Below are 21,091 nucleotides of genomic sequence, written 5' to 3' on the forward strand. Positions count from 1 at the left end.
TCTTTATAAGAAGAAAACTGCTCTAAGGTATAAAATATTGCTTAATCATAATGATTTAGGATCGTTCAAATAGTTTTTTTTTATAATAAACAGAAAATCCCGTCTAAACAAAATCTAAAGTTTCGTTCAGACGGGATGTATTTAGAATATTTATTTTAAATTAATTCTACCAAAATGGAATTGTAATAAATAAATCTCCTTATTTAATTTTTGGAAAGATTAGCTAGTAATTTTTTGCTACCCACAATCCAAAGAATATCATTTTTTTCTAAAATCAATTTTGACTCTGGGTTGAGAATTCTTTTTCCTCCTCTTTCTAAACCAACAATCAAACCACTTGTTTTTTCACGTAATTCAGAATCACGTATACTTTTTCCAATAAATGCTTCGTTGATTAGCTCTAACTGCTGTAAAACAATATCAGATTCAGTTGCCAATGGTGAGACATCAATCTCATGTTGGTCCAAATATTTTTTAAATGCTGCTACTTGAGTATCAGTACCAATGACACAAATTTCATCTCCTGGAAAAAGTCTTTCGTTTCTGCTAGGAATATTAATGGTGATTTCTCCGCGCTTAACAAAAGCGATATTAATTCCTAATTGCTCTCGAATACTTAATTCTTCGAGTGTTTTTCCGGCAATATTAGAGGTTGGAGCAATTTCAAAAGTAGTCATGTGGCCATCCCAAGGTGTTAAATCACTACGGCTTCTTACCGCTTTTTTAAGTTCTCGCGCATTTAAATTTTTCAAAAAATGGTCTTCAATTTTGTGATATTGCGCATTTAATTTTTTGGGAAAAACAAAATACACGACAACGGCAACAATCAGCATTATAAAAGCGATTCCGGGAGAAAAAAAGATATTTAATAAAAAACCGATGTAAAAAAGGGTCAATACCATTCGCATTAAAATCATCATCAGTATTGGTCCGCGATATTTACGTTCCTCTCTCAAAATGGCTACTTCTTTTACCGCGACGCGACGCAAGGATAGCGCCCATAAAAAAGGAGATAGTATTACGATTGTAATTAATGCCGCAAATAGGTTTCCAAATTGTGATCCTTCGACTAAAGGTAAAATGAATTTTGATGAAAGTAAAATAATGGCCACTATAATTACGGAATGGATGATTACTTGCGTCAGAAAAGCGCGCACAACTATTTGCCAGTTGCTTACTAATTTTATTGATTGTGCATTGGCACTGTATCGTTCAATTTTTTTAATCCATTTTCGAGGCAGTTTTTTTTCCAGATATTCTGAAAAAGGAGTGGCAAATTTCACCATAAATGGAGTCGTAAAAGTGGTCACTGCTGACACTGCAACTACAATTGGATAGAGAAAATCACTGGTTACATTCAATGTCATTCCCAGTGTTGCAATAATAAAGGAGAATTCTCCAATTTGCGATAAACTCATTCCGGTTTGCACCGATTGTTTCAGTGGTTGACCAGAAAGTAACGCACCAATTGTTGAGCTTATTGATTGTCCTAAAATCACGACTAAGGTTAAAATAGCAACCGGCAAGGCATATTCATATAAAGTTCCGGGGTTAATTAACATACCAACAGAAACAAAGAAAACCGCCCCAAAAAGGTCTTTAACAGGTTTTACCAAATGCTCGATGTGTTCTGCCTGAGTAGTTTCGGCAATGATGGAACCCATTATAAAAGCGCCTAATGCAGGGGAAAAACCAACATTGGCTGCCAAAATAACCATCATTAAACACAAAGCAAGTGATATAATTAACAGCATTTCGTCCGTCAATATATTTTTGGCTTTTTTAAGTAAAGTCGGGATAAAAAAGATACCTCCAACAAACCATATCGTCAAGAAAAAGATAAGTTTAAATACGGATAATAACAATTCACTTCCTGAAAACTGTTGACTCACTGCAATCGTAGAAAGCAATACCATCATTAAAATGGCAACTATGTCTTGAACGATAAGCGATCCGATAACTATTCCCGCGAATTTTTGGGTTTTTACGCCGAGTTCGTCAAATGTTTTTAGGATAATAGTAGTAGATGAAATCGAGAGTATAACTCCTAAAAAAATACTGTCCATCTGTTTCCAACCAATCCATTGGCCGGCTAAATAGCCGATGGCAACCATTGAAATAATTTGTGTTACAGCAGTAATCGATGCTGTTCCACCCACTTTCATCAGTTTCTTAAAACTGAATTCCAGTCCTAAGCTAAATAATAAAAAGATTACCCCAATCTCTGCCCAAACTTCTACACTTTTAATATCTTTTACCGAAGGAAAAAAATCAAAATGATTTCCTGCCAAAAATCCGGCAATTAAATACCCCAGAACGAGAGGCTGTTTGATTTTTTTAAATAACAAAACGGCCACAGCGGCGGTCATTAGGATTAACCCTAAATCACTAATTAAAGGTTGTAAATGGTGTGAGGCGTTTGCTACTGTTTCTGCTGTATTCATAGGCGTTTACTTATTTTTTTAAGGTATTTGTGTATTGTTGTAAGATATAAAAAAACTTTACTTTTGAAAGTATAATTAGCGCTAATAACAGTTTTTTATGATTTTTTAGCAACAAAAATCCCGTTGAAAAGAATTTTGACTTCCTTTTCAACGGGATTTTATAAATTTAAATAATTTACTAAAACTTATATTCCTAAGAAATTACTTGGAGTGATTTGCATCAATTCGGCTTTAATTTCATCCGAAACTTCTAAAGTTGCAATAAAACCGTGAATTGCGTTTTTATCAATCGCTTCATTGGTTCTGGTCAATCCTTTCAATGCTTCATACGGATTTGGATATCCTTCACGACGTAAAATAGTTTGAATCGCTTCCGCAACTACAGCCCAGTTTTTCTCTAAATCTTCGTGGAATTTTGGTTCGTTCAATAACAATTTGTTCAATCCTTTCAAAGTAGCTTCAAAAGCGATTAAGGTATGTCCCATTGGTACGCCAATATTTCTCAAAACCGTACTATCTGTTAAATCACGTTGTAATCTTGATAATGGCAATTTAGCCGATAAATGTTCGAAAATAGCATTGGCAATTCCTAAATTCCCTTCTGAATTTTCAAAATCAATTGGGTTTACTTTGTGTGGCATTGCCGAAGATCCTATTTCTCCCGCTTTGATTTTTTGCTTGAAATATTCCATCGAAACGTACGTCCAAATGTCTCGGTCTAAATCAATGATAATCGTATTTATTCTTTTCAACGCATCAAAAAATGCAGCGAAATGATCGTAATGTTCAATTTGTGTAGTAGGGAAGGAGTGGTGTAATCCAAGGTTTTCCTCTACGAATTTTCCACCAAATTTTCTCCAGTCAATTTGTGGATACGCCACGTGATGTGCGTTATAATTTCCGGTTGCTCCGCCAAATTTAGCTGCAAAAGGAACATTAAATAACAAACGCATTTGCTCTTCTAAACGTTCTACAAAAACACCTATTTCTTTACCCAAACGCGTTGGAGAAGCAGGTTGTCCGTGCGTGCGTGCAAGCATTGGAATGGCCGCCCATTCGATACTTAAATCTTTCAATTTTGATGTCAAAGTAATCAAAGAAGGCATGTACACTTTCTCGAAAGCTTCTTTTGTAGAAAGCGGAATCGCCGTGTTATTAATATCTTGGGATGTTAATCCAAAGTGGATAAACTCTTTATATTCTGATAATCCTAATTTTTCAAAAGCATCTTTGATGAAGTATTCCACCGCTTTTACATCGTGGTTGGTCACTTTCTCCGTTTCTTTGATCCAAAGCGCATCTTCAGTAGAGAAGTTTTTATAAATGTCACGTAAACTTTCGAATAAGTTCGGGTTTACGTTTTTTAGTTGTGGCAAAGGCACTTCGCACAAAGCAATGAAATATTCAATTTCAACCAATACGCGGTATTTGATTAAGGCTTCTTCAGAGAAAAATGGAGCCAGAGAAATAGTCTTGTTTCTATATCTTCCGTCGATTGGCGATATAGCATTCAATTCGTTTAAAGTAGTCATTGTTTAGTTGTTTGTTCGAAAGGCACAAAAATAGTTATAAGTTATAAGTTATGGAGTATAAGTTTATATTTTTATTGCAATTATGATTGATTTTTTGCCATTGTCATTGTGTTTGTCATTGCAATTGATTGAGTAATTTTTCTTTCATAAAAGCAACACCTGTTGAAGCCACTTCTGGAATGACTTCCAATGGGTTTCTAAGATTTGGGATTTTTATCGGTTTTGGATCAATATAAAAAATAGGTGTTTCCCGACTCGTAAAATCAATTAATCCTGCCGCAGGATACACTTGCAAAGAAGTCCCAATTACAGCAAAATAATCCGCACTTTGAGTAAGAATTATGGCTTCATCAAGCGCAGGAACTTCCTCGCCAAACCAAACGATATGCGGGCGTAATTGATTTTTGTTTTCGTCTAAATCGCCAAAATTTAAATCGTCCTGCCAATCCAGAATATAATCTGGGTTTTTGGTGCTTCTGACTTTCAATAATTCGCCATGCAAATGCAACACATTAGAACTTCCGGCGCGTTCGTGCAAATCATCCACATTCTGTGTGATTATGTACACTTCAAAATCATTTTCTAATTCCGCGAGAATCTGATGACCTAAATTCGGTTGTACTTCCTTGAGTTGTTTTCGTCTTTGGTTATAAAAATCCAAGACCAAAGCCGGGTTTTTATGCCAACCTTCGGGTGTTGCGACGTCCAAGACATTATGACCTTCCCAAAGTCCGTCACTATCACGAAAAGTTTTGATGCCGCTTTCGGCACTGATTCCTGCTCCAGTCAAGACTACTAAACGTTTTTTCATTTTATATAAATTTGGGCGTGACCACAAGGGTCGGGCTTTCGGCTTTATCTTTTTGGCTAAAAAGCCCAAAAAGGATATCGCCTCTATCCCTCACGCGATTTCCGTAAACATTCATAATTTCATTTCAATTGAACAAACCTAAAAGCTGTTGTCACAATCTACTTTTGAAGGTATAAAGCTAGTCTTTTTTACTATTTTTGCAAAAAAATAATCCGCAATGATTGATATCGATTACCTTAATTTTCTCGAAAATATCCTGACAGATAATCGCAAAGAAAAATTCCTGAAAGTATTGGAAAACAGAACCAAACATTTTACGATTGCTGTCGAAGATATTTTTCAAATGCACAATACGAGCGCGGTAATGCGCAGTTGTGAGATTTTTGGAATTCAGGAATTGAATGTTATCGAGCAGCGTTACGGAAAAAGTATCGACAAGGAAATTGCGATGGGCGCTCAAAAATGGGTTGACATCAATACCTTCGACAGCATTACGAATTGTGTCGATACGTTAAAAAGTAAAGGCTACCAAATCATTGCTACCACGCCACATGAGAATGATTGTTTGATGGAGGATTTTGACATTTCGAAACCCAGCGCTTTGTTTTTTGGAACAGAAAGAGACGGATTATCCGAGGAAATTTTACAACGCGCCGATGGTTTTCTAAAAATCCCGATGGTAGGTTTTACCGAAAGTCTGAACATCTCGGTTTCGGCGGCGATAATCATTCAAAACTTGACGAATCGATTGCGCAACTCGGAAATAGACTGGCATTTATCTGAAAATGAAATTTTAGAAAAGCGTTTGGCTTGGGCCAAAAATTCCATAAAAGACATTAAGCGAATTGAAGCACGGTATTTTGAAGAGCATTAAAACGTAGTTTCGCTTTCCAGTTGTATGTCTTTTATGTCAATTGGATTCATTTTATAACGATATACGCCTTTGTTCCCAATGGCAAATAAGGTATTATCGCGTACAATTAAATCAAAACAATTTTTGTCAATGGCATGCACCAAAACGGGTTCAGCAGGATTTTGAATGTTAAATATTTTGATAACATCATCGCAAACCAGTAAATAATCAGCGGTGTAAAAACTGATACCTTTAGGTTGCGAAAGTGTTCTGCTGTGAATTAGTTTTGGATTAGTTAAATCTTTGGTGTCATAAACTTGCAAAACGTTAGTGTTGTTGCCACAAGTGGTGTTTGAATTCAATGTCACGTAGGAGTGCGTGCTATTGGCAATGACAGGGTCACAGGCAGTAAAGTGTTGTACGCTTGACAATTTTGTTGGATTTTCAGGATTGCTGATCGAATAGATAAACATTCCGTTTCTAGATCCAATGAATAAATTATCTCCGTATGAAAACAAGGTTTCAATGTCAAAACCGATAGGAATCTCATTGACTTTTACGGGCTTTTCCGAATTGATTAGCGAGAATACATTCAATTTCATCTGGTCAACACCGTACAGATAATTCCCTTTTATGGCAAAAACAGCAAGTGAACCACCTTGCCCTATGTCGCCGTTTTGTGCGCTGTCACTATCCGAACAACCCATTATAAATACTAATAATACGAAGGATATAATTTTTTTCATGTGTTACTTGATTAAAGTCCAATCGATTATTATTTCATTTTCTTTGGTGTAGCCATATAAGCCGTTTGGAGCTTGCTTTTGCGGAAATACATTTTTGTTTCTGTTGGTAACCGTGAAAATTTTTGTGGTAGGATTGAAAGTGGCAGTGACTAAATCGACTGCTTGATTGATGTACACCGTATTTCCTTTGATGGCTAAGTCAGTAGCTCCAGGAGCTTTTATAAAATGGAGTCGGATTGGTTTCTTAGGATCCGTATAATCATAAACATGAAACCCTTTATTGATATCATTGATAAACATTAAATCGTCCTTGATATAAATTTTTCCCGATTTAATAATGGGTTGCGCATTTTGAAAAGCAATCGAACTTTCAAGAGCGCTGCGGGCAATAATCACTGGTTTGTATTCTTGACGCACAAAGTCACCGTTATCTGTAGTTGGCCAACAAGAAATGAATAAAAATGAAACCAGCAGGAGAAGTACTATTTTTTTCATTGCGGAATGTTTTTATAAAGATATCCAAAACCGCTTTTGGTTGCGTGCACCGTGCATTAAATTTATGTAAAGAAGTTTTAGTGTTAGCAAGCGTAATTCATTAATTTTTCAATTTGTAGAAAATTCGGTGCTTTCAATTCCGCTATTTTGTTTAATTATTTCCACGAGTTTTTCCAAATCAATACTAGCAATGTTATGGATTTCGAATATTTTGTCGCTTCCGGATTTCTGAATGATTTTTAAATTAGTGTTGTCTAATTCTATTTTTGTGACATTTTTAAAAGTTATAGACTTACTGATTAATCTATTTATTTTGATGTTCATTCCTTGTTTATTCCATTCAACATAATTTTTGTACCAAAACATTTTACTGTAATAGGCTGCTTGGATAAAAAAACCAATGGAAGCCAAAATTTTATTCGTTCTTTTATATTCAAAGGCAATAATTTCAAAACTCCCCATAAGAATAAAAACCAATGAGATTAACATTAAAAGTGATGTCCAGTTTTTAAATGTTAAGTGATTGAAGTGTATTTTTTTCATTTGGTTCAGTTGTAGTTTATGCTTCAGTATTTTTAAATGTTGATGAAATTCAGCTTCTTTATGAAATTTTAATATTATAAAAATTGCGCAAAGTCAGAGACATTTGCGCAGCATTTAGGAAAAAAATAGGTGTTCTCAAAAGTGTTTTGCGAAGCGGGTATTATTTTCTCTGACTTTGATTAAATATCTTTTTCAAAATACAAATGAATATAAATGGCAGAACCAAAATTTGTTGATGTTGATGTAGTTAATCTATATCCTTTTGAGGCGTATTTATCTAGTAATTGCTGAATTTCTTTTTTAGAGTCATTAGCAATGTGCTTTGAATCTAAAGTCAATTTAGAGTAATAAATTAAACTTTCTACCTTGTATTCTTTCATAATGTTTTTTTTTGGTAATTAAACAGTTTTCTAACTTTGCATTTAAATATAAACGATTTTGCTTACAAAAAAAAGTTGCTATTTCTTATTTTTCAAAAATAACTCAAACAAGATACACGATGCATTTGTAATGAATGCGGGGATTCTTTTTACTAAAACACCTTTGAAAATCTGAGACATTTGCGCAGCATTTACGAAAAATTCATGTGTTTTCAGGGATACTTTTCGGAGCGGGAATCCATTGAAACATGTGTTAGGCGTTCAGTATTTTTAAAGTTAATTTTCTATTTCGACTCAAATTAATAATCCGTTTTCTTTCAGATGTTTAAATATAATTTTATCAACTTCCGATATTATATCTAAATCTGTATATTTTAACCATTTAATTTCTTCTATTTCATTATTGGCTTTCGGTTCTCCAATGTAATCAGCATTGTAACACGTCATTTTTACAATTACTCCTTCAATAGCTCCGTGTGATTGGGCTTTAAACGTTCCTATATATTTAATAGATTCATTTATAATTTCAACACTTAATTCTTCTTGAATTTCTCTGATTAAAGTTTGTTGATCAGTTTCATTATTTTCTCTTTTGCCTCCTGGAATATAATATTTGTTTTTACCTTTTGATTTAGTGCTTAAAATTTGGCCATTTTCAATTTTTATTAAAGCTATTTTATCAATTTCTTTCATATATTTTTTTATTTTAGACAGATGCTTAAAGGTTTGGGGCTTGTCGAGGTAGTGTGTTTTTTAAAATATTTCTATACTAGTTAGCCGCGTTGCAAACGCTAAGATTTGTTTTTATAATTTAATTTGGCACTCCTTGCAAACGTGCGCCAGTGGGGATCGTATTCTGATTAATATATATCTTCAACCTCTAGAATTACATCTCTATTCATATTTTATACTCGCATATCCGACCCAGTGTTTTTGAGTGGCTATAGCTGTAGTTCCCATACCTAAATCTTCTACTTTTATAAGGTCATGATCTACACTTGATGCGTAATCTAAAAAAGTTCCTGTCAAAGGTTTGTTGTATAATGCCTGATTTAATTTATTGGCGAAGCTCAATCCAAAAGGCACAGAATAACGACCGCACCAAACCCATTTATATTCTTTGTAATCCGTATTTTGTACGGTGTATTCTGTAAATGTTTTTATTTTTTCAGTACTAATTTCGTTTACTAAACACTTCTCAATAATCTCCATATCTAAAGCTCTAGCTTTTTTAGTGCCTTCATCATCAACTCCAAAAGGGGCTAAATCGCCACTCCAATTTTCAGTACCATAATGCACCGCATCGTTAGAAATGACAACTGCGACATCCTTTCCATATTTAAGATGCTTTTCTTTTAAAATTTTTGATACAACATCAGAAAGAGTATTGCTAATGCTTTCAATTGTTTCGTAATTGATATAAGGCACCAGTATTGGAATAATCTGTAGGTTCTTGTTTTTGCGATGTAAAAAAGGTACTATAGCTTCTAATGAATGTTCTAACTCTTGCATATCGTTATGAACTAGGTAGGAAGCTTTTGGCAGTTGCGCCATAATTTCAGCATTTAAATCAGACACTTTTAAATCACCATAAGGCGATTTCCAATGTGTGAAATCTCCAAAGATGATTTTGTCTTGAAGGGTAAAGTTTCGAGCGCGATGTGCGACACCAATCAAAATAATCGTGTTGGCATTAATGCCTTTAAGCGATTCGTAATACAAACGTCCAGCGTATTTATAATCATCATGCGGACTTATAGCTGCTTTCCATTGCAAATTGTTTTTAGAATCCTGAATTCCTAAACGGTTATAAATAGAATCTAATTGCCAATTGTATTTTGTAAAACCAATAGTATCATGCACAGGCCTAATTCTCTTTTCTAGTGCTAGGTCTGGTACTGCATTTTTTACATTTTTTTCAATTTTACAACTGAAACAACACAAACAGATAAAAATAATTAGTAATCGCATATAAAATTTTATTTCAAGCAATTTACGCTAAAAAATGCTATCTGATAGCGGTCGCAATTTTTAGGTAAATTTTTGTTTTTATGTCGCTGTTTGGTTTAAGATAGGAGAAATGCTTCTTTATGTCTTTCTCATAAATTGCTAAATTTTTAGGGGTGTTTTTGTTTACTTTGTGGGCACGAGCGAGACGCTCGCGCTAGCGGTGTTACCAGCTGGCTTTCTGCATAATGTTTATCGTTTTAGATTTCATCAACTTGAAATCCTTCTCTTTTTGCCAAAGCAACTATTTCGGAAATATTATGTTTTCCCCATTGAGTTGAAACAACAAATTTAACTCCATCCGAACTTTCTAAAATTTCATCATTAGCTGTAAAATGCCTTTTGTCAGATTTATTCGCATATTTTGTTTGCACATATGCAACTTCGTTAATTACTCCAGTCGAACCTTGATATTCATCTTTGAATAAGTTTTTTAATGTCGAAAAACTCGAGGGTTTATTTTTCATATATTGTCTTACCAATTCCAAAACAAATCTGTTTTTAGCAAGTCGTTTTCCATTACCATTTAAACTATATTTGGTAGTATCTCTTGATTGATTGCTATCTGAAGTTTCCCAATTATTGTTTGTTGGTTTAAAGTTTTGAATTTCTATTCTTTGGTTTCCAGAAATGTTTATTGAAATCTCTTTGAAAGCGTTGTCAATCAATTCTGCATCATACTCGTTTAAAAAATCCTGCTTTATCAATTCCAAAATAGTAATTTTGTATTCTTCCGATAAAATTTTATTTATCAATATTTTTTGGTCGGTTTTACGATTAATCTTTTTAAGTGAATTTTGAGTAAAAGCGTGCAACTTTTCAAAACTGAAATTGTCTTTAGTAAAAAGTTCTACAAAATTTTTCCCCTTATTGTCTTCAGTATTAATTTGAATTGTTTCAAGTAAAACTGGATCGTCGTGTTCTGTTAAATCGCCATCATAAAAAACTTGAATTGATTGACCAATCAAAATTCCATATTGAAGTCTTAAATGACGCATATAAGAAAACAACTGTTGTTGAAAATTGGTTGTCAATGGAATATTTGGTTGCTTAATTTCTATTACAAACAGATTTTTCTTTTCAGCCGAATTTATTACAAAATCGGGCATCATTCTATTTGATGCTCCAAATTGAAATGAAGGTCGGATTTGAATATCGCCTGTAAATTCTTTCCAATTTAAAACTCTTAATGCTTGGATTACATTTTGCTCAAATTCACTTTCACTAATCTCTCTTTTTATATTTTCAGATAGCAAAAAGCATATTTCTTCCCATTTTTCATTCATTTTTTCGTCTTTTTTTTGGTGCTTGCTTGTAGCGTGTGTTATACCGCGTTTTTATTTTCTTTTCTCAATATTTTCTATGTAATGTCTTTTTTTAAATTCTCGATCTAATTCTACCATTATTAAGTCAATTAGTTCTTTTAGGTGTTGAACGTTAAATTCTTCAAAAAGTTTATTGTAATGAGTTTGGTCATTTCCAAGCCAAGTTGCTCTTTCTAAAATGTCTTTTAGTTCCCCTGTAAAATGATTTCTGATAATAGTTGAGAGCCAGTCTTCTAATATTTTCTCTTTCGCATCAGGATTTGTTTGAATAGCCCAATCTTTCACTAAATATTCAATGGCTTTTCGGAATCCCATTCCAGCAATTTCACTAAGTCCATTTGATTCAGCTTCTAAACTTTGTAAATAAGTCGTAATAAATTTTGAATCTTCTTCCTTTTCTGTACCAACAGTTTGACCATTCTTTAAATTTAATATTGGTTGTGGCCAATTTGGACCTTTTGGGAAACCATTTAAATTCCTTTCGATAGTGAAACTAGACCATTCATTTTCATAATGAGAAACAATAAAAGTTTTTCCACATTTGTTGAAAGTACAATTCCACAAACTGAATAGTTTATCTACTTGGCGGTCGTAATAATTAAAAATCAAAGTTGGTTCTATGGCGACATGGCAATGTGGGCAAATATTTGGGTCTTCTGCAGTGAAATTAGTTGCTCTGTCATTATTATATTTTGAAAATTGCATGTTGTTAATATTTAGGTGTTAAAATGCGGAATAACGTTTCCTTGCTACAAGAGGTTTGGGATTAAATTAAGCCTTATTTTCGGATTTGTCTAAACTTCCCAAATACAAGACCATTTTTAAATTAAGCCAAATGCCCAAATCTCTTGTAGCAAGTGTTGTGTGACGTAATTTTATTCGAATTCTTTATAGATAGATTCTAGAAATTCAATTATTTTTTTTTCATATTTATTCAAACTAGTTATTCTTATTATCATATTTTTGAACTTTGATAATGAATATCTTTGAAATGAATGTTCTTCTTTTACTACATTTTTGTTTTTGGAGATATATTCTTTAATAGTTTCTAATGTCTCTAATTCAGCATCATTTATATAATTAAAAAATTTGAAAAGAATATCATCATCATATCGGAAAGAATAATCTTTATCAATAAAAATTCCTGCAATAAAGCCTTTTTTGATATTATTTGAAAAACGATAATCAATATTGTTTAGTACATCTTTAGCTTCGTAACACCCATTTTCAGCAGCTTTAACAATTCTTCTTCCAATTTCAATTGATTGAATGCTATCAATTTTTTCTTGAAAATCTTGACCGAAATCAGTCTTCAATATTCTTATTGTGTCTTGTTGTCTATAAAAATCACCAGAATTTAATTCTAAAATAAATCTATCATATAAAGTGCTTTCATTTTTATAGAATTCATAAGCTTCAACTATTTCTAAAGTTGAAACATATTCATTGAATTTTGATTCAAAACTTTTATCAAACAACCCTTTTTTTAGAATTTTCCCTAATAGAATTAATGTGTGATGTTTTGCTGAAGAATTTTTATTTTGGATTATATATTGTAATGTTAAATCTTTTGCTCTTTTGGGTATTTTTTTCCAAATACGATAGTCACAAGTTCCAAGTACAAATTCATATGTGTAATTAAGAGCCAAATCTTCCATTCTCCATTTAGTATCGTTAAATGTTTGATTTGTTGATTTTAATAAATTAACCGAGAAGATTCTTAATCTTTTAAGATATATTTTCTTTGTCTCATCATCTTTAATTTCCCCTATTTTATTAATCAATGATTTATAAAAATATGAGTGTAAATCTTTGTTTATTTTCGGTATTGTGTTTTTCGCATAGGATTCAATTACTTCATTATCATTTGAAAGAAAGTGTGGTTTATTTACTAAATTTTCAATTAATTCATTTATGTAGTTTTTTTTGAATTCTAACTTCTTACTTAAAGTTATATCTAGAGATTGTTTTATTATAAAAATTAATTCATCTTCTTTAGGTTCTTTTTCATATGGATGAGCAAAAAGACATCTTTGATTCCAAAAAAACTCTAGCTTTTTATGTTCGTCAGGTTCAATAAGACTTATTTTTAGAGCTTCTGTGACTATTTGAATGTCTGCGGATTTCTCATCTTTTTCTAATTTTTCAATTTTCTCAAATGATTGTCTTGATTGAATGTCGCCAGTATTTGAAAGAATATTTATTTTTCTCTTCAAAGATTCCACAATAGATATCCAAGCAACTATATATCCTGCACGATATGTCTTAGCATATAAACAATTAACCGCTTCTCTAAATAAAATTTTATCAAAATCAATTATTATCTCACTTTCTAAATTTGATAAATCACTCATAAGTTTGTTTTTAGATGCAGTTTTGGTATTATGTCACACAATTAGTATATAGGTCTTACAATATCGGACTTATCACCCCAAAATTGGGTAGATTGGTCTGATAAACATCATCCTTTATTTATTTTCAAATATATAAATAAATCGCTGAAAATACTTATAAAAATATAACAGCTATTCATTTTTTTTGAAGATATATTCTTTCATTGGTGGATCATTACGGGAAACCATAAACGGAGTTATTTAACGCAAAATCCCTAGCCCCGACAGCAGTGGAAATCCTTGTGGGGCTTTGGTATTGCCCCACAAGATTGAAACGTATGGCGGGAATAGCTCCAAAAAAAATTCCCCAACTACTTTCGTAATTGAGGAATGTAATAGTAAGGAATTGTAAACGGTTATTAGTTCACGATAACCCATTGTCCTGAAGCGATTAAGCTTTCGGCTTTTTTGTATTTCATTTCTTGTATTTGTCCGTTGGCCACGTTTTGAATCGTAACATTATCGTTGCGATTAATTTTTGGCATGTCGCGAGTGATAGTTTCGGTTACTTGGCGTTGTTGCGTTTGACCAGCTTCACGGTTTGCCGCTTCGCTACTTACGATTTCATCTTTTGAAGTCGTGTAATCTTCTACCGGAGCAACTTCTTTCGCTTCTTGAATTTGTTGGTTTTCCTGAGCTGGCAAATCCCCTTTGAACAAGAATGAAATCACCTCTTTATTTACATTATCAATCATTGCTCTAAACAAATTGAAAGCTTCCAGTTTGTAAATAAGTAATGGATCTTTTTGTTCGTGAACCGCAAGTTGAACGGATTGTTTCAACTCATCCATTTTACGCAAGTGTTTCTTCCAAGCTTCATCTACAATAGATAAAGTGATATTTTTTTCGAAATCAGCAACAAGTTGAGCTCCCTCTGTTTCGTAGGCTTTTTTCAAATCAGTAACCACATTCAACGATTTTATTCCATCCGTAAAAGGAACTACAATACGCTCAAATTGGTTGTTTTTATCTTCGTAAACGCTTTTTATAATAGGGAACGCTTCTCTGGCACTTCTCTCGGTTTTCTCCGTGTAATATTCCAGCGTAGCTTTGTATATTTTACCGGTTAATTCCATTTCACTCAATTTACTGAATTCACTTTCAGTAACTGGCGAAGTAATAGAGAAATAACGGATTAATTCGAATTCAAAGTTTTTGAAATTATTCGCTACTTTGTTTTGATCAACAATCAATTCGCAAGTGTCATAAAGCATGTTTGCAATATCTAATTTCAAACGCTCTCCAAACAATGCATGACGACGACGTTTGTACACTACTTCACGTTGCGCATTCATAACGTCATCATATTCCAATAAACGTTTACGAACACCAAAGTTGTTTTCTTCTACTTTTTTCTGAGCACGTTCGATCGATTTAGTCATCATAGAATGCTGAATCACTTCACCTTCCTGCAATCCCATTCTGTCCATCACTTTAGCCACTCTTTCAGAACCAAACAAACGCATTAGGTTGTCTTCAAGAGATACATAAAACTGAGAACTTCCCGGATCACCTTGACGTCCTGCACGACCACGTAACTGACGGTCAACACGACGCGAATCATGACGTTCCGTACCTACAATTGCTAATCCACCAGCGGCCTTTACTTCGGCAGATAATTTAATATCGGTACCACGACCAGCCATGTTGGTTGCAATCGTTACCACACCAGGTTTTCCAGCTTCTTCAACAATTTGTGCTTCTTGTTTGTGCATTTTTGCATTCAAGACATTGTGTGCAACGCCTCTCATTTTCAACATTCGGCTTAACAATTCTGAAATCTCTACAGAAGTGGTACCAATAAGAACTGGTCTTCCTGCTTTAGATAATTCCGTTACGTCTTCGATTACGGCATTGAATTTTTCACGAGTGGTTTTATAAATAAAATCCTCTTTGTCTTTTCTTGCCATTCCTCTGTTAGTAGGAATTTCTACAACGTCTAGTTTATATATTTGCCATAACTCACCCGCTTCAGTGGATGCTGTTCCAGTCATTCCTCCCAGTTTGTTATACATTCTGAAATAATTCTGTAACGTAACTGTTGCAAATGTTTGTGTAGCGGCTTCGATTTTTACATTTTCTTTGGCTTCAATCGCTTGATGTAATCCGTCAGAATAACGACGACCGTCCATGATACGACCGGTTTGCTCATCAACAATCATGATTTTGTTATCCATGATTACATATTCTACATCTTTTTCGAATAAAGCGTAAGCTTTCAAAAGTTGTGTCAAGGTATGAATACGCTCACTTTTTATACCAAAATCTTGAAACAATTGTTCTTTTTCTTCAGCTTCAGTGTCTTTATCTAATTTTTTCTTTTCGATAGCGGCAATTTCAGTTCCAATGTCCGGAAGTACAAAAAAGTCAGAGTCGGTATCTCCAGAAAGGTATTTAATTCCATTGTCAGACAATTCTACTTGATTGTTTTTTTCTTCAATAACAAAATATAATGCCTCATCAATCTTGTGCATTTCTCTTTTGTTATCCTGCATGTATTGATTTTCGGTTTTTTGAAGCAATTGTTTAATTCCTTCTTCACTCAAAAATTTAATTAATGCTTTGTTTTTTGGTAATGCTCTGTAAGCTCTTAACAATTGGAATCCACCTTCTTTAGTATTTCCTTCTTTGATTAATTTTTTTGCTTCAGATAAGAAACCGTTTGCCAACTGGCGTTGTAAACTAACTAAGTTTTCAATTTTTGGTTTCATTTCCATGAATTCATGACGATCTCCTTGTGGAACCGGACCTGAAATAATCAATGGTGTTCTAGCATCATCAATTAAAACTGAATCGACCTCATCGACAATAGCATAATTGTGTTTTCTTTGAACTAAATCTTCTGGCGAATGTGCCATATTATCTCTTAAGTAATCAAAACCAAACTCATTATTGGTTCCGTAAGTGATATCAGCATCGTAGGCTTTTTTTCTTCCTTCTGAACTTGGTTGGTAATTGTCAATACATTCAACAGTCATACCGTGAAATTCAAATAATGGCGCTTTCCAAGTACTATCTCTTTTTGCCAAATAGTCATTCACAGTTACAAGATGCACACCGTTTCCTGTCAATGCATTTAAGTAAAGCGGTAAGGTTGCTACCAATGTTTTTCCTTCACCTGTTTGCATTTCAGCTACTTTTCCTTCATGCAAAACCATTCCGCCAATTAATTGTACGTCATAGTGAATCATGTCCCAAGTAATTTCTTTTCCTGCAGCACTCCATGAATTTGCCCAAATTGCATTATCACCATCTAAGGTAATGTAGCTTTTAGTAGCAGAAAGTTCACGGTCTTTAGGTGTTGCAGTTACAACAATTTCTGTATTGTCTTTGAAACGTCTTGCTGTTTCTTTTACAACGGCAAAAGCTTCCGGAAGAATTTCCATCAACGTTTTTTCAGAAATATCGTAAGCTTCTTTTTCAAGTGCATCAATAGCAACATAAATATCTTCTCTTTTGTCAATGTCTTCAATGCTTTCCACTTCTAGTTTCAATGCACCGATTTTAGCATCTTTTTCAGCGCGTGCCTGTTTGATTCTATCTTTGAAAAAAGCAGTGCGTCCTCTAAGTTCATCATTAGATAATGCCATCAGAGGAGTTTCAAAAGCTTTAATTTTGCTAAGATACGGTTGTAAAGCTTTGACATCTTTTTGGGATTTATCCCCAACAAAGACTTTAATAATACTATTTATAAAACTCATAATATGTTTTTATTTCTGTTTGTGTAATTCTGTAAATTTAAACAAAAAAAAAGCCTCTTTTGAGACTTTTTCTTGGTTTACTTTTTAATATTCATCCTCGTTCCAAAGATAATCTTCGTCCGTAGGATAATCTGGCCAAATTTCTTCCATTGATTCATATATCTCGCCTTCGTCCTCTATAGATTGAAGGTTTTCTACTACTTCTAATGGAGCTCCTGCTCTAATAGCGTAGTCAATAAGTTCGTCTTTGTTAGCAGGCCACGGTGCATCGCTTAAATAAGATGCTAATTCTAATGTCCAATACATGTGATGTCGATTTAGTTTTGTGCAAAAATAAATTTTTTACTGAAAAAGACAAGTAAAAAATGATTTATTTTTAGTTAAAGTTAAGAACGTTTTATTTAGTTTAAAGTTTCAGGTTTAAAGTTTAAAGTTTTCGTACTAAAAACTGCATCTGAAAACGACCAACTACTTCCTCGGAATCCATTGAACTTCGGCAGCGTTTAAATCATGAGACAACTTTCGTGCCAACACAAAAAGATAGTCAGAAAGTCGGTTTAAGTACTTGATTGCGATTTCAGCAACGGGTTCATTATGGCTTAAATGGACCGCTAAACGCTCTGCTCTGCGACAAACGCAACGTGCAATATGACAATATGACACGGTAGTATGTCCGCCCGGAAGTACAAAATGAGTCATTGGCGGCAATGCTTCTTCCATAGCGTCAATTTCATTTTCTAATAATTCAATATCAGATTCTATAATTCCCAGATTTTTCAAACGAAGTTCTCCGTTTTTCATCACTTCTTTTTCAGGTGGCGTTGCTAAAATAGCACCAACAGTAAACAGACGATCCTGAATTTCGATAAGAATTTCTTTGTAGTGCACGTTCATTTCCTGATCGCGAATCAGGCCAATATGAGAATTTAGTTCGTCAACGGTTCCGTAACTTTCAATTCGTGCATGGTCTTTTGGGACTCTGGTTCCGCCAAAAAGTGCTGTTGTTCCTTTATCTCCAGTCTTTGTATATACTTTCATCTACGGTTTATTTGATTTAAAAAAAAACAAATTTAGGGTATTAATTCCACTATTGCTGAAACAAATCGTTCCAGTGCGTTTTCACTGAGATTGAAATATAAATCAGGTTCAATGCATTCAATTTCCATTAAATAGAGTTCGTTCTCAATTAGAATTCCGTCTACTCTGGCATACAGTAAATTCTCTGGGAAGGTGTCAGCAATTTTTTGCGCTTTATTAATTAGTTCCTGACTGGGTTGAACCAAATTGTATTTTCCTCCAAAAAGGGATTGTACTCTAAAATCGCCGTCAACGGGTTTTTTATTGACCGCGTGTGAGAATTTTTTATTGAAAAAGATAAAAGAGGTTTCTCCCAATGTTTGAATCTCGGGCATGAATTCCTGTAAAAGCAACTCTTTCTCTGCGGCAATACTTTTATATTTTTCGCTTATTGCTTGAATTTCGGAAATTTCAAAAACTTCGGTGAGATAGGATCCTGCTGAAAATGCGGGTTTTATAACCGCTTTTTTCCAATGCGAAGGAATCAGTTCTGCAAGATTAAGGGTGTCTGTTTTGTCAATAAAAACAGTAGGCAAAATTGTGATTCCTTGCTGCTCCATCTCACGCAAGTAAAACTTATGGATGTTTTGCTTGATGATTTCAATAGGATTAAGTGTTTTTATACCTAATTTTTCTATTTGGTCAAGCCAAATTTTAAACTCGGTTTCTTTCTCGAAATAATCCCAAGTATTTCGAAAAATTAAATAATCAAAATCAGTCCAATTGATTGTTTTGTCGCTCCAGATAGCGGCGCTGGCTTCTATATTATGTTGGGCTAATGCTGGAATTATTTTTTGGTCTTCGGGATTTAGGTCGGGAAGCTTTTCGCAGGTTAGTATGGCGATTTTCATTTTTTGATAGGTATTATTTGGAGATTTAAATGCAATCGTAATTTGGATTTCCTAGCCCGGATAAAAGCGGTATCCTCTTTCTTGTCATTCAGACGAAGGAAGAATGGCAAGAAAGAGATACAAGCGGATAGCCGGACACGAGCGAAGCGAACTGACGAAGTAAAAAGCTCCTGAAAAAACTATTTAGAGGTGTCGCTTTCTATAAGTCCGTCACGCAAACGAATTACGCGATTGGCGTAAGCGGCAATTTCTTCTTCGTGAGTTACCAGAATTACAGTGTTTCCATTGGCGTGGATGTCTCCAAAAAGTTTCATGATTTCTAATGATGTTTTACTGTCCAGATTTCCGGTTGGTTCATCGGCAAGAATGATGGACGGTTTGTTGACCAAAGCACGGGCAATGGCCACACGCTGGCGTTGTCCACCCGAAAGTTGATTGGGTTGGTGGTCCATTCTGTCCGCAAGATTTACTTGTTCCAAAACTTCGGTAGCTCGCGCTTTTCTTTCCGATTTTGAAAATCCGGCATAAATCATGGGTAAAGCCACGTTATCTAATGCTGTGGTTCTAGGTAAAAGGTTGAAAGTCTGGAAAACAAATCCTATTTCTTTATTTCGAATTTCGGCTAATTCATCGTCTTTCATTTGGCTGACATCTTTTCCGTTAAGGATGTAACTCCCGGAAGTAGGCGTGTCTAAACATCCTAATAAATTCATTAAAGTTGATTTTCCAGATCCTGAAGGTCCCATTAATGCTACATATTCGCCTTTATTTATTTCTAAATCAATGCCTTTAAGAACATAAACGATTTCATTTCCAAGTACAAAATCTCGTTTGATATTGGTTATTTTTATTAGCGGGTTTGCCATTAGAATATATGATTTTTAACCTTCGACCGAGCGTAGGATGCTATTAAATTAGATTTTAAAAGTACAAAAGACTTTTGAATTATTGATAAGTAGTTGTTTCTTAAAATTTGTTACATTTTGAGTTTCAATTTTAAATAAGAACTAACTTTTTTAAAATCAACCCATTGTGTTTTTTGCTGATTTCTTTTAAAATGCAATATTTAATACATAGAATCAGCCGTAATTATTTATATTATTTCAAGGTTGATTTATATAATTCACACTTTATTTCTTTTTATTTCATAATTATATGTATTATTTATAAGATTTTTGGATTATAATTATGAATCGATTAATGTTTCTTAAATTTACATAAATAATATTAATCAAATCAAGTAGTTATGAAAAGTACAAAAATGGTGTTAGGAATAGCGGTAATCGCTTTAGGATTTACTTCATGTAAAGATGAAAAAGCTCAACAAGCAGAAAAAACGGTAGATACATATGTTATGTATGTTGATTCATTAGGAAATGTTGCTTCAGAGGATGCTAAAGCAAACTGGCAAGGAATTGAAGCTACGTATCAATTAAGAAGCGGAGATGCTAAAGTAGCATTAGCTAATATGAAAGATAACGCCGAAGCGCAAGAACGTCTTGATGCTGCAACTGCTAAATATGAAGCGTTAAAAGCTAAATATGAAGCTGAAATTCAAGAAAATACTCAAGCAGCTGTAGCTACAAATCCAAAACAACAACTAAGAAATGCTTTGTTTGGTGAAGGAAAAATAGGGGATGACATGAGTTTTACTTGGGTAAACAAAGATAATATCCTTGGAGTTTATCAACAATTTGTAAGTACAGTTGATACCAATAAAGATGCTTACTCTCGTGAAGACTGGGATGAAATTAAATTGATGTATGAAGCACTTGACAGCAGAAAAAATACTGTTGAAAAAGAAGGACTTTCAGGTGATGATAACAGAAAAATTGCTAGTTTAAAATTGAAATTTGCACCAATGTATACTGTAAACAGAATGGGTGCAAAATCAGGTGAAATGAAAAGAGCTAAAGAATAAGGAATAATTAAT

19 protein-coding genes are annotated in these 21,091 nt (G+C 33.7%); 2 read left to right on the forward strand and 17 right to left on the reverse strand.

Annotated elements, in window-relative coordinates:
• Positions 1–203 precede the first annotated feature (203 nt).
• From ACXX80_RS10450 to ACXX80_RS10460, 3 genes are all read right to left on the reverse strand, one after another.
• Complete coding sequence (locus tag ACXX80_RS10450; RefSeq protein ID WP_458553130.1) at positions 204–2,444, reverse strand: cation:proton antiporter; 2,241 nt, start codon at positions 2,442–2,444, stop codon at positions 204–206.
• Positions 2,445–2,629: 185 nt separating this feature from the next.
• Positions 2,630–3,976, reverse strand: a complete 1,347-nt coding sequence (gene purB / locus ACXX80_RS10455; protein WP_417980629.1) for an adenylosuccinate lyase — start codon at positions 3,974–3,976, stop codon at positions 2,630–2,632.
• A 115-nt stretch (positions 3,977–4,091) separates the two neighbouring features.
• Positions 4,092–4,787: an SIR2 family NAD-dependent protein deacylase gene (locus ACXX80_RS10460; protein ID WP_458553131.1), complete on the reverse strand. Its 696-nt coding sequence runs from the start codon at positions 4,785–4,787 to the stop codon at positions 4,092–4,094.
• 217 nt (positions 4,788–5,004) lie between these two features.
• Here ACXX80_RS10460 and ACXX80_RS10465 point away from each other — a divergent pair, with 217 nt between their 5' ends.
• The gene (locus ACXX80_RS10465) at positions 5,005–5,661 is read left to right on the forward strand and encodes a TrmH family RNA methyltransferase (protein ID WP_458553132.1); all 657 of its coding nucleotides are present in this window, start codon (positions 5,005–5,007) and stop codon (positions 5,659–5,661) included.
• Here ACXX80_RS10465 and ACXX80_RS10470 read toward each other — a convergent pair.
• The 14 genes from ACXX80_RS10470 to ACXX80_RS10535 form a co-directional block, all read right to left on the reverse strand.
• Positions 5,658–6,386 (reverse strand): LVIVD repeat-containing protein, encoded by a 729-nt coding sequence (locus ACXX80_RS10470; RefSeq protein ID WP_458553133.1) that lies wholly within the window; start codon positions 6,384–6,386, stop codon positions 5,658–5,660. The two genes, ACXX80_RS10465 and ACXX80_RS10470, sit on opposite strands and share 4 nt — an antisense overlap.
• 3 nt (positions 6,387–6,389) lie before the next feature.
• Entirely contained in the window at positions 6,390–6,881 is a 492-nt protein-coding gene (locus tag ACXX80_RS10475; RefSeq protein WP_458553134.1) for a hypothetical protein, read from the reverse strand.
• Positions 6,882–6,989: 108 nt separating this feature from the next.
• Positions 6,990–7,424, reverse strand: coding sequence for a hypothetical protein (locus ACXX80_RS10480; protein WP_458553135.1), 435 nt, complete (start codon positions 7,422–7,424; stop codon positions 6,990–6,992).
• 179 nt (positions 7,425–7,603) lie between these two features.
• Positions 7,604–7,804, reverse strand: a complete 201-nt coding sequence (locus ACXX80_RS10485; RefSeq protein WP_131909291.1) for a DUF4177 domain-containing protein — start codon at positions 7,802–7,804, stop codon at positions 7,604–7,606.
• 294 nt (positions 7,805–8,098) lie between these two features.
• Positions 8,099–8,497 (reverse strand): NUDIX hydrolase, encoded by a 399-nt coding sequence (locus ACXX80_RS10490; protein ID WP_458553136.1) that lies wholly within the window; start codon positions 8,495–8,497, stop codon positions 8,099–8,101.
• Between the two features lie 201 nt (positions 8,498–8,698).
• Positions 8,699–9,775, reverse strand: a complete 1,077-nt coding sequence (gene amrB / locus ACXX80_RS10495) for an AmmeMemoRadiSam system protein B (protein ID WP_458553137.1) — start codon at positions 9,773–9,775, stop codon at positions 8,699–8,701.
• A gap of 236 nt (positions 9,776–10,011) precedes the next feature.
• Entirely contained in the window at positions 10,012–11,097 is a 1,086-nt protein-coding gene (locus ACXX80_RS10500; protein WP_458553138.1) for a type I restriction enzyme HsdR N-terminal domain-containing protein, read from the reverse strand.
• A 51-nt stretch (positions 11,098–11,148) separates the two neighbouring features.
• Positions 11,149–11,841: a DUF4145 domain-containing protein gene (locus tag ACXX80_RS10505; protein WP_458553139.1), complete on the reverse strand. Its 693-nt coding sequence runs from the start codon at positions 11,839–11,841 to the stop codon at positions 11,149–11,151.
• 170 nt (positions 11,842–12,011) lie between these two features.
• Positions 12,012–13,490 (reverse strand): hypothetical protein, encoded by a 1,479-nt coding sequence (locus ACXX80_RS10510; RefSeq protein ID WP_458553140.1) that lies wholly within the window; start codon positions 13,488–13,490, stop codon positions 12,012–12,014.
• Positions 13,491–13,888: 398 nt separating this feature from the next.
• The gene (gene secA, locus ACXX80_RS10515; RefSeq protein ID WP_458553141.1) at positions 13,889–17,230 is read right to left on the reverse strand and encodes a preprotein translocase subunit SecA; all 3,342 of its coding nucleotides are present in this window, start codon (positions 17,228–17,230) and stop codon (positions 13,889–13,891) included.
• Between the two features lie 84 nt (positions 17,231–17,314).
• A complete protein-coding gene (locus tag ACXX80_RS10520) occupies positions 17,315–17,536 on the reverse strand; it encodes a DUF2795 domain-containing protein (protein ID WP_007138072.1) in 222 nt (73 codons plus the stop codon).
• A gap of 162 nt (positions 17,537–17,698) precedes the next feature.
• Positions 17,699–18,268 carry a cob(I)yrinic acid a,c-diamide adenosyltransferase gene (locus ACXX80_RS10525; protein ID WP_417990934.1) on the reverse strand — a complete coding sequence of 190 codons (570 nt, stop codon included), beginning with the start codon at positions 18,266–18,268 and terminating at the stop codon, positions 17,699–17,701.
• 32 nt (positions 18,269–18,300) lie between these two features.
• A complete protein-coding gene (locus ACXX80_RS10530) occupies positions 18,301–19,158 on the reverse strand; it encodes an ATP-grasp domain-containing protein (RefSeq protein ID WP_458553142.1) in 858 nt (285 codons plus the stop codon).
• Between the two features lie 179 nt (positions 19,159–19,337).
• Positions 19,338–20,024: an ABC transporter ATP-binding protein gene (locus ACXX80_RS10535; protein WP_099715952.1), complete on the reverse strand. Its 687-nt coding sequence runs from the start codon at positions 20,022–20,024 to the stop codon at positions 19,338–19,340.
• Between the two features lie 380 nt (positions 20,025–20,404).
• Between ACXX80_RS10535 and ACXX80_RS10540 the strand changes: the two genes are divergently transcribed.
• Entirely contained in the window at positions 20,405–21,079 is a 675-nt protein-coding gene (locus ACXX80_RS10540) for a DUF6565 domain-containing protein (RefSeq protein WP_458553143.1), read from the forward strand.
• The last annotated feature ends 12 nt before the right edge of the window (positions 21,080–21,091 follow it).

The organism is Flavobacterium sp. GNP002 (assembly GCF_054343795.1).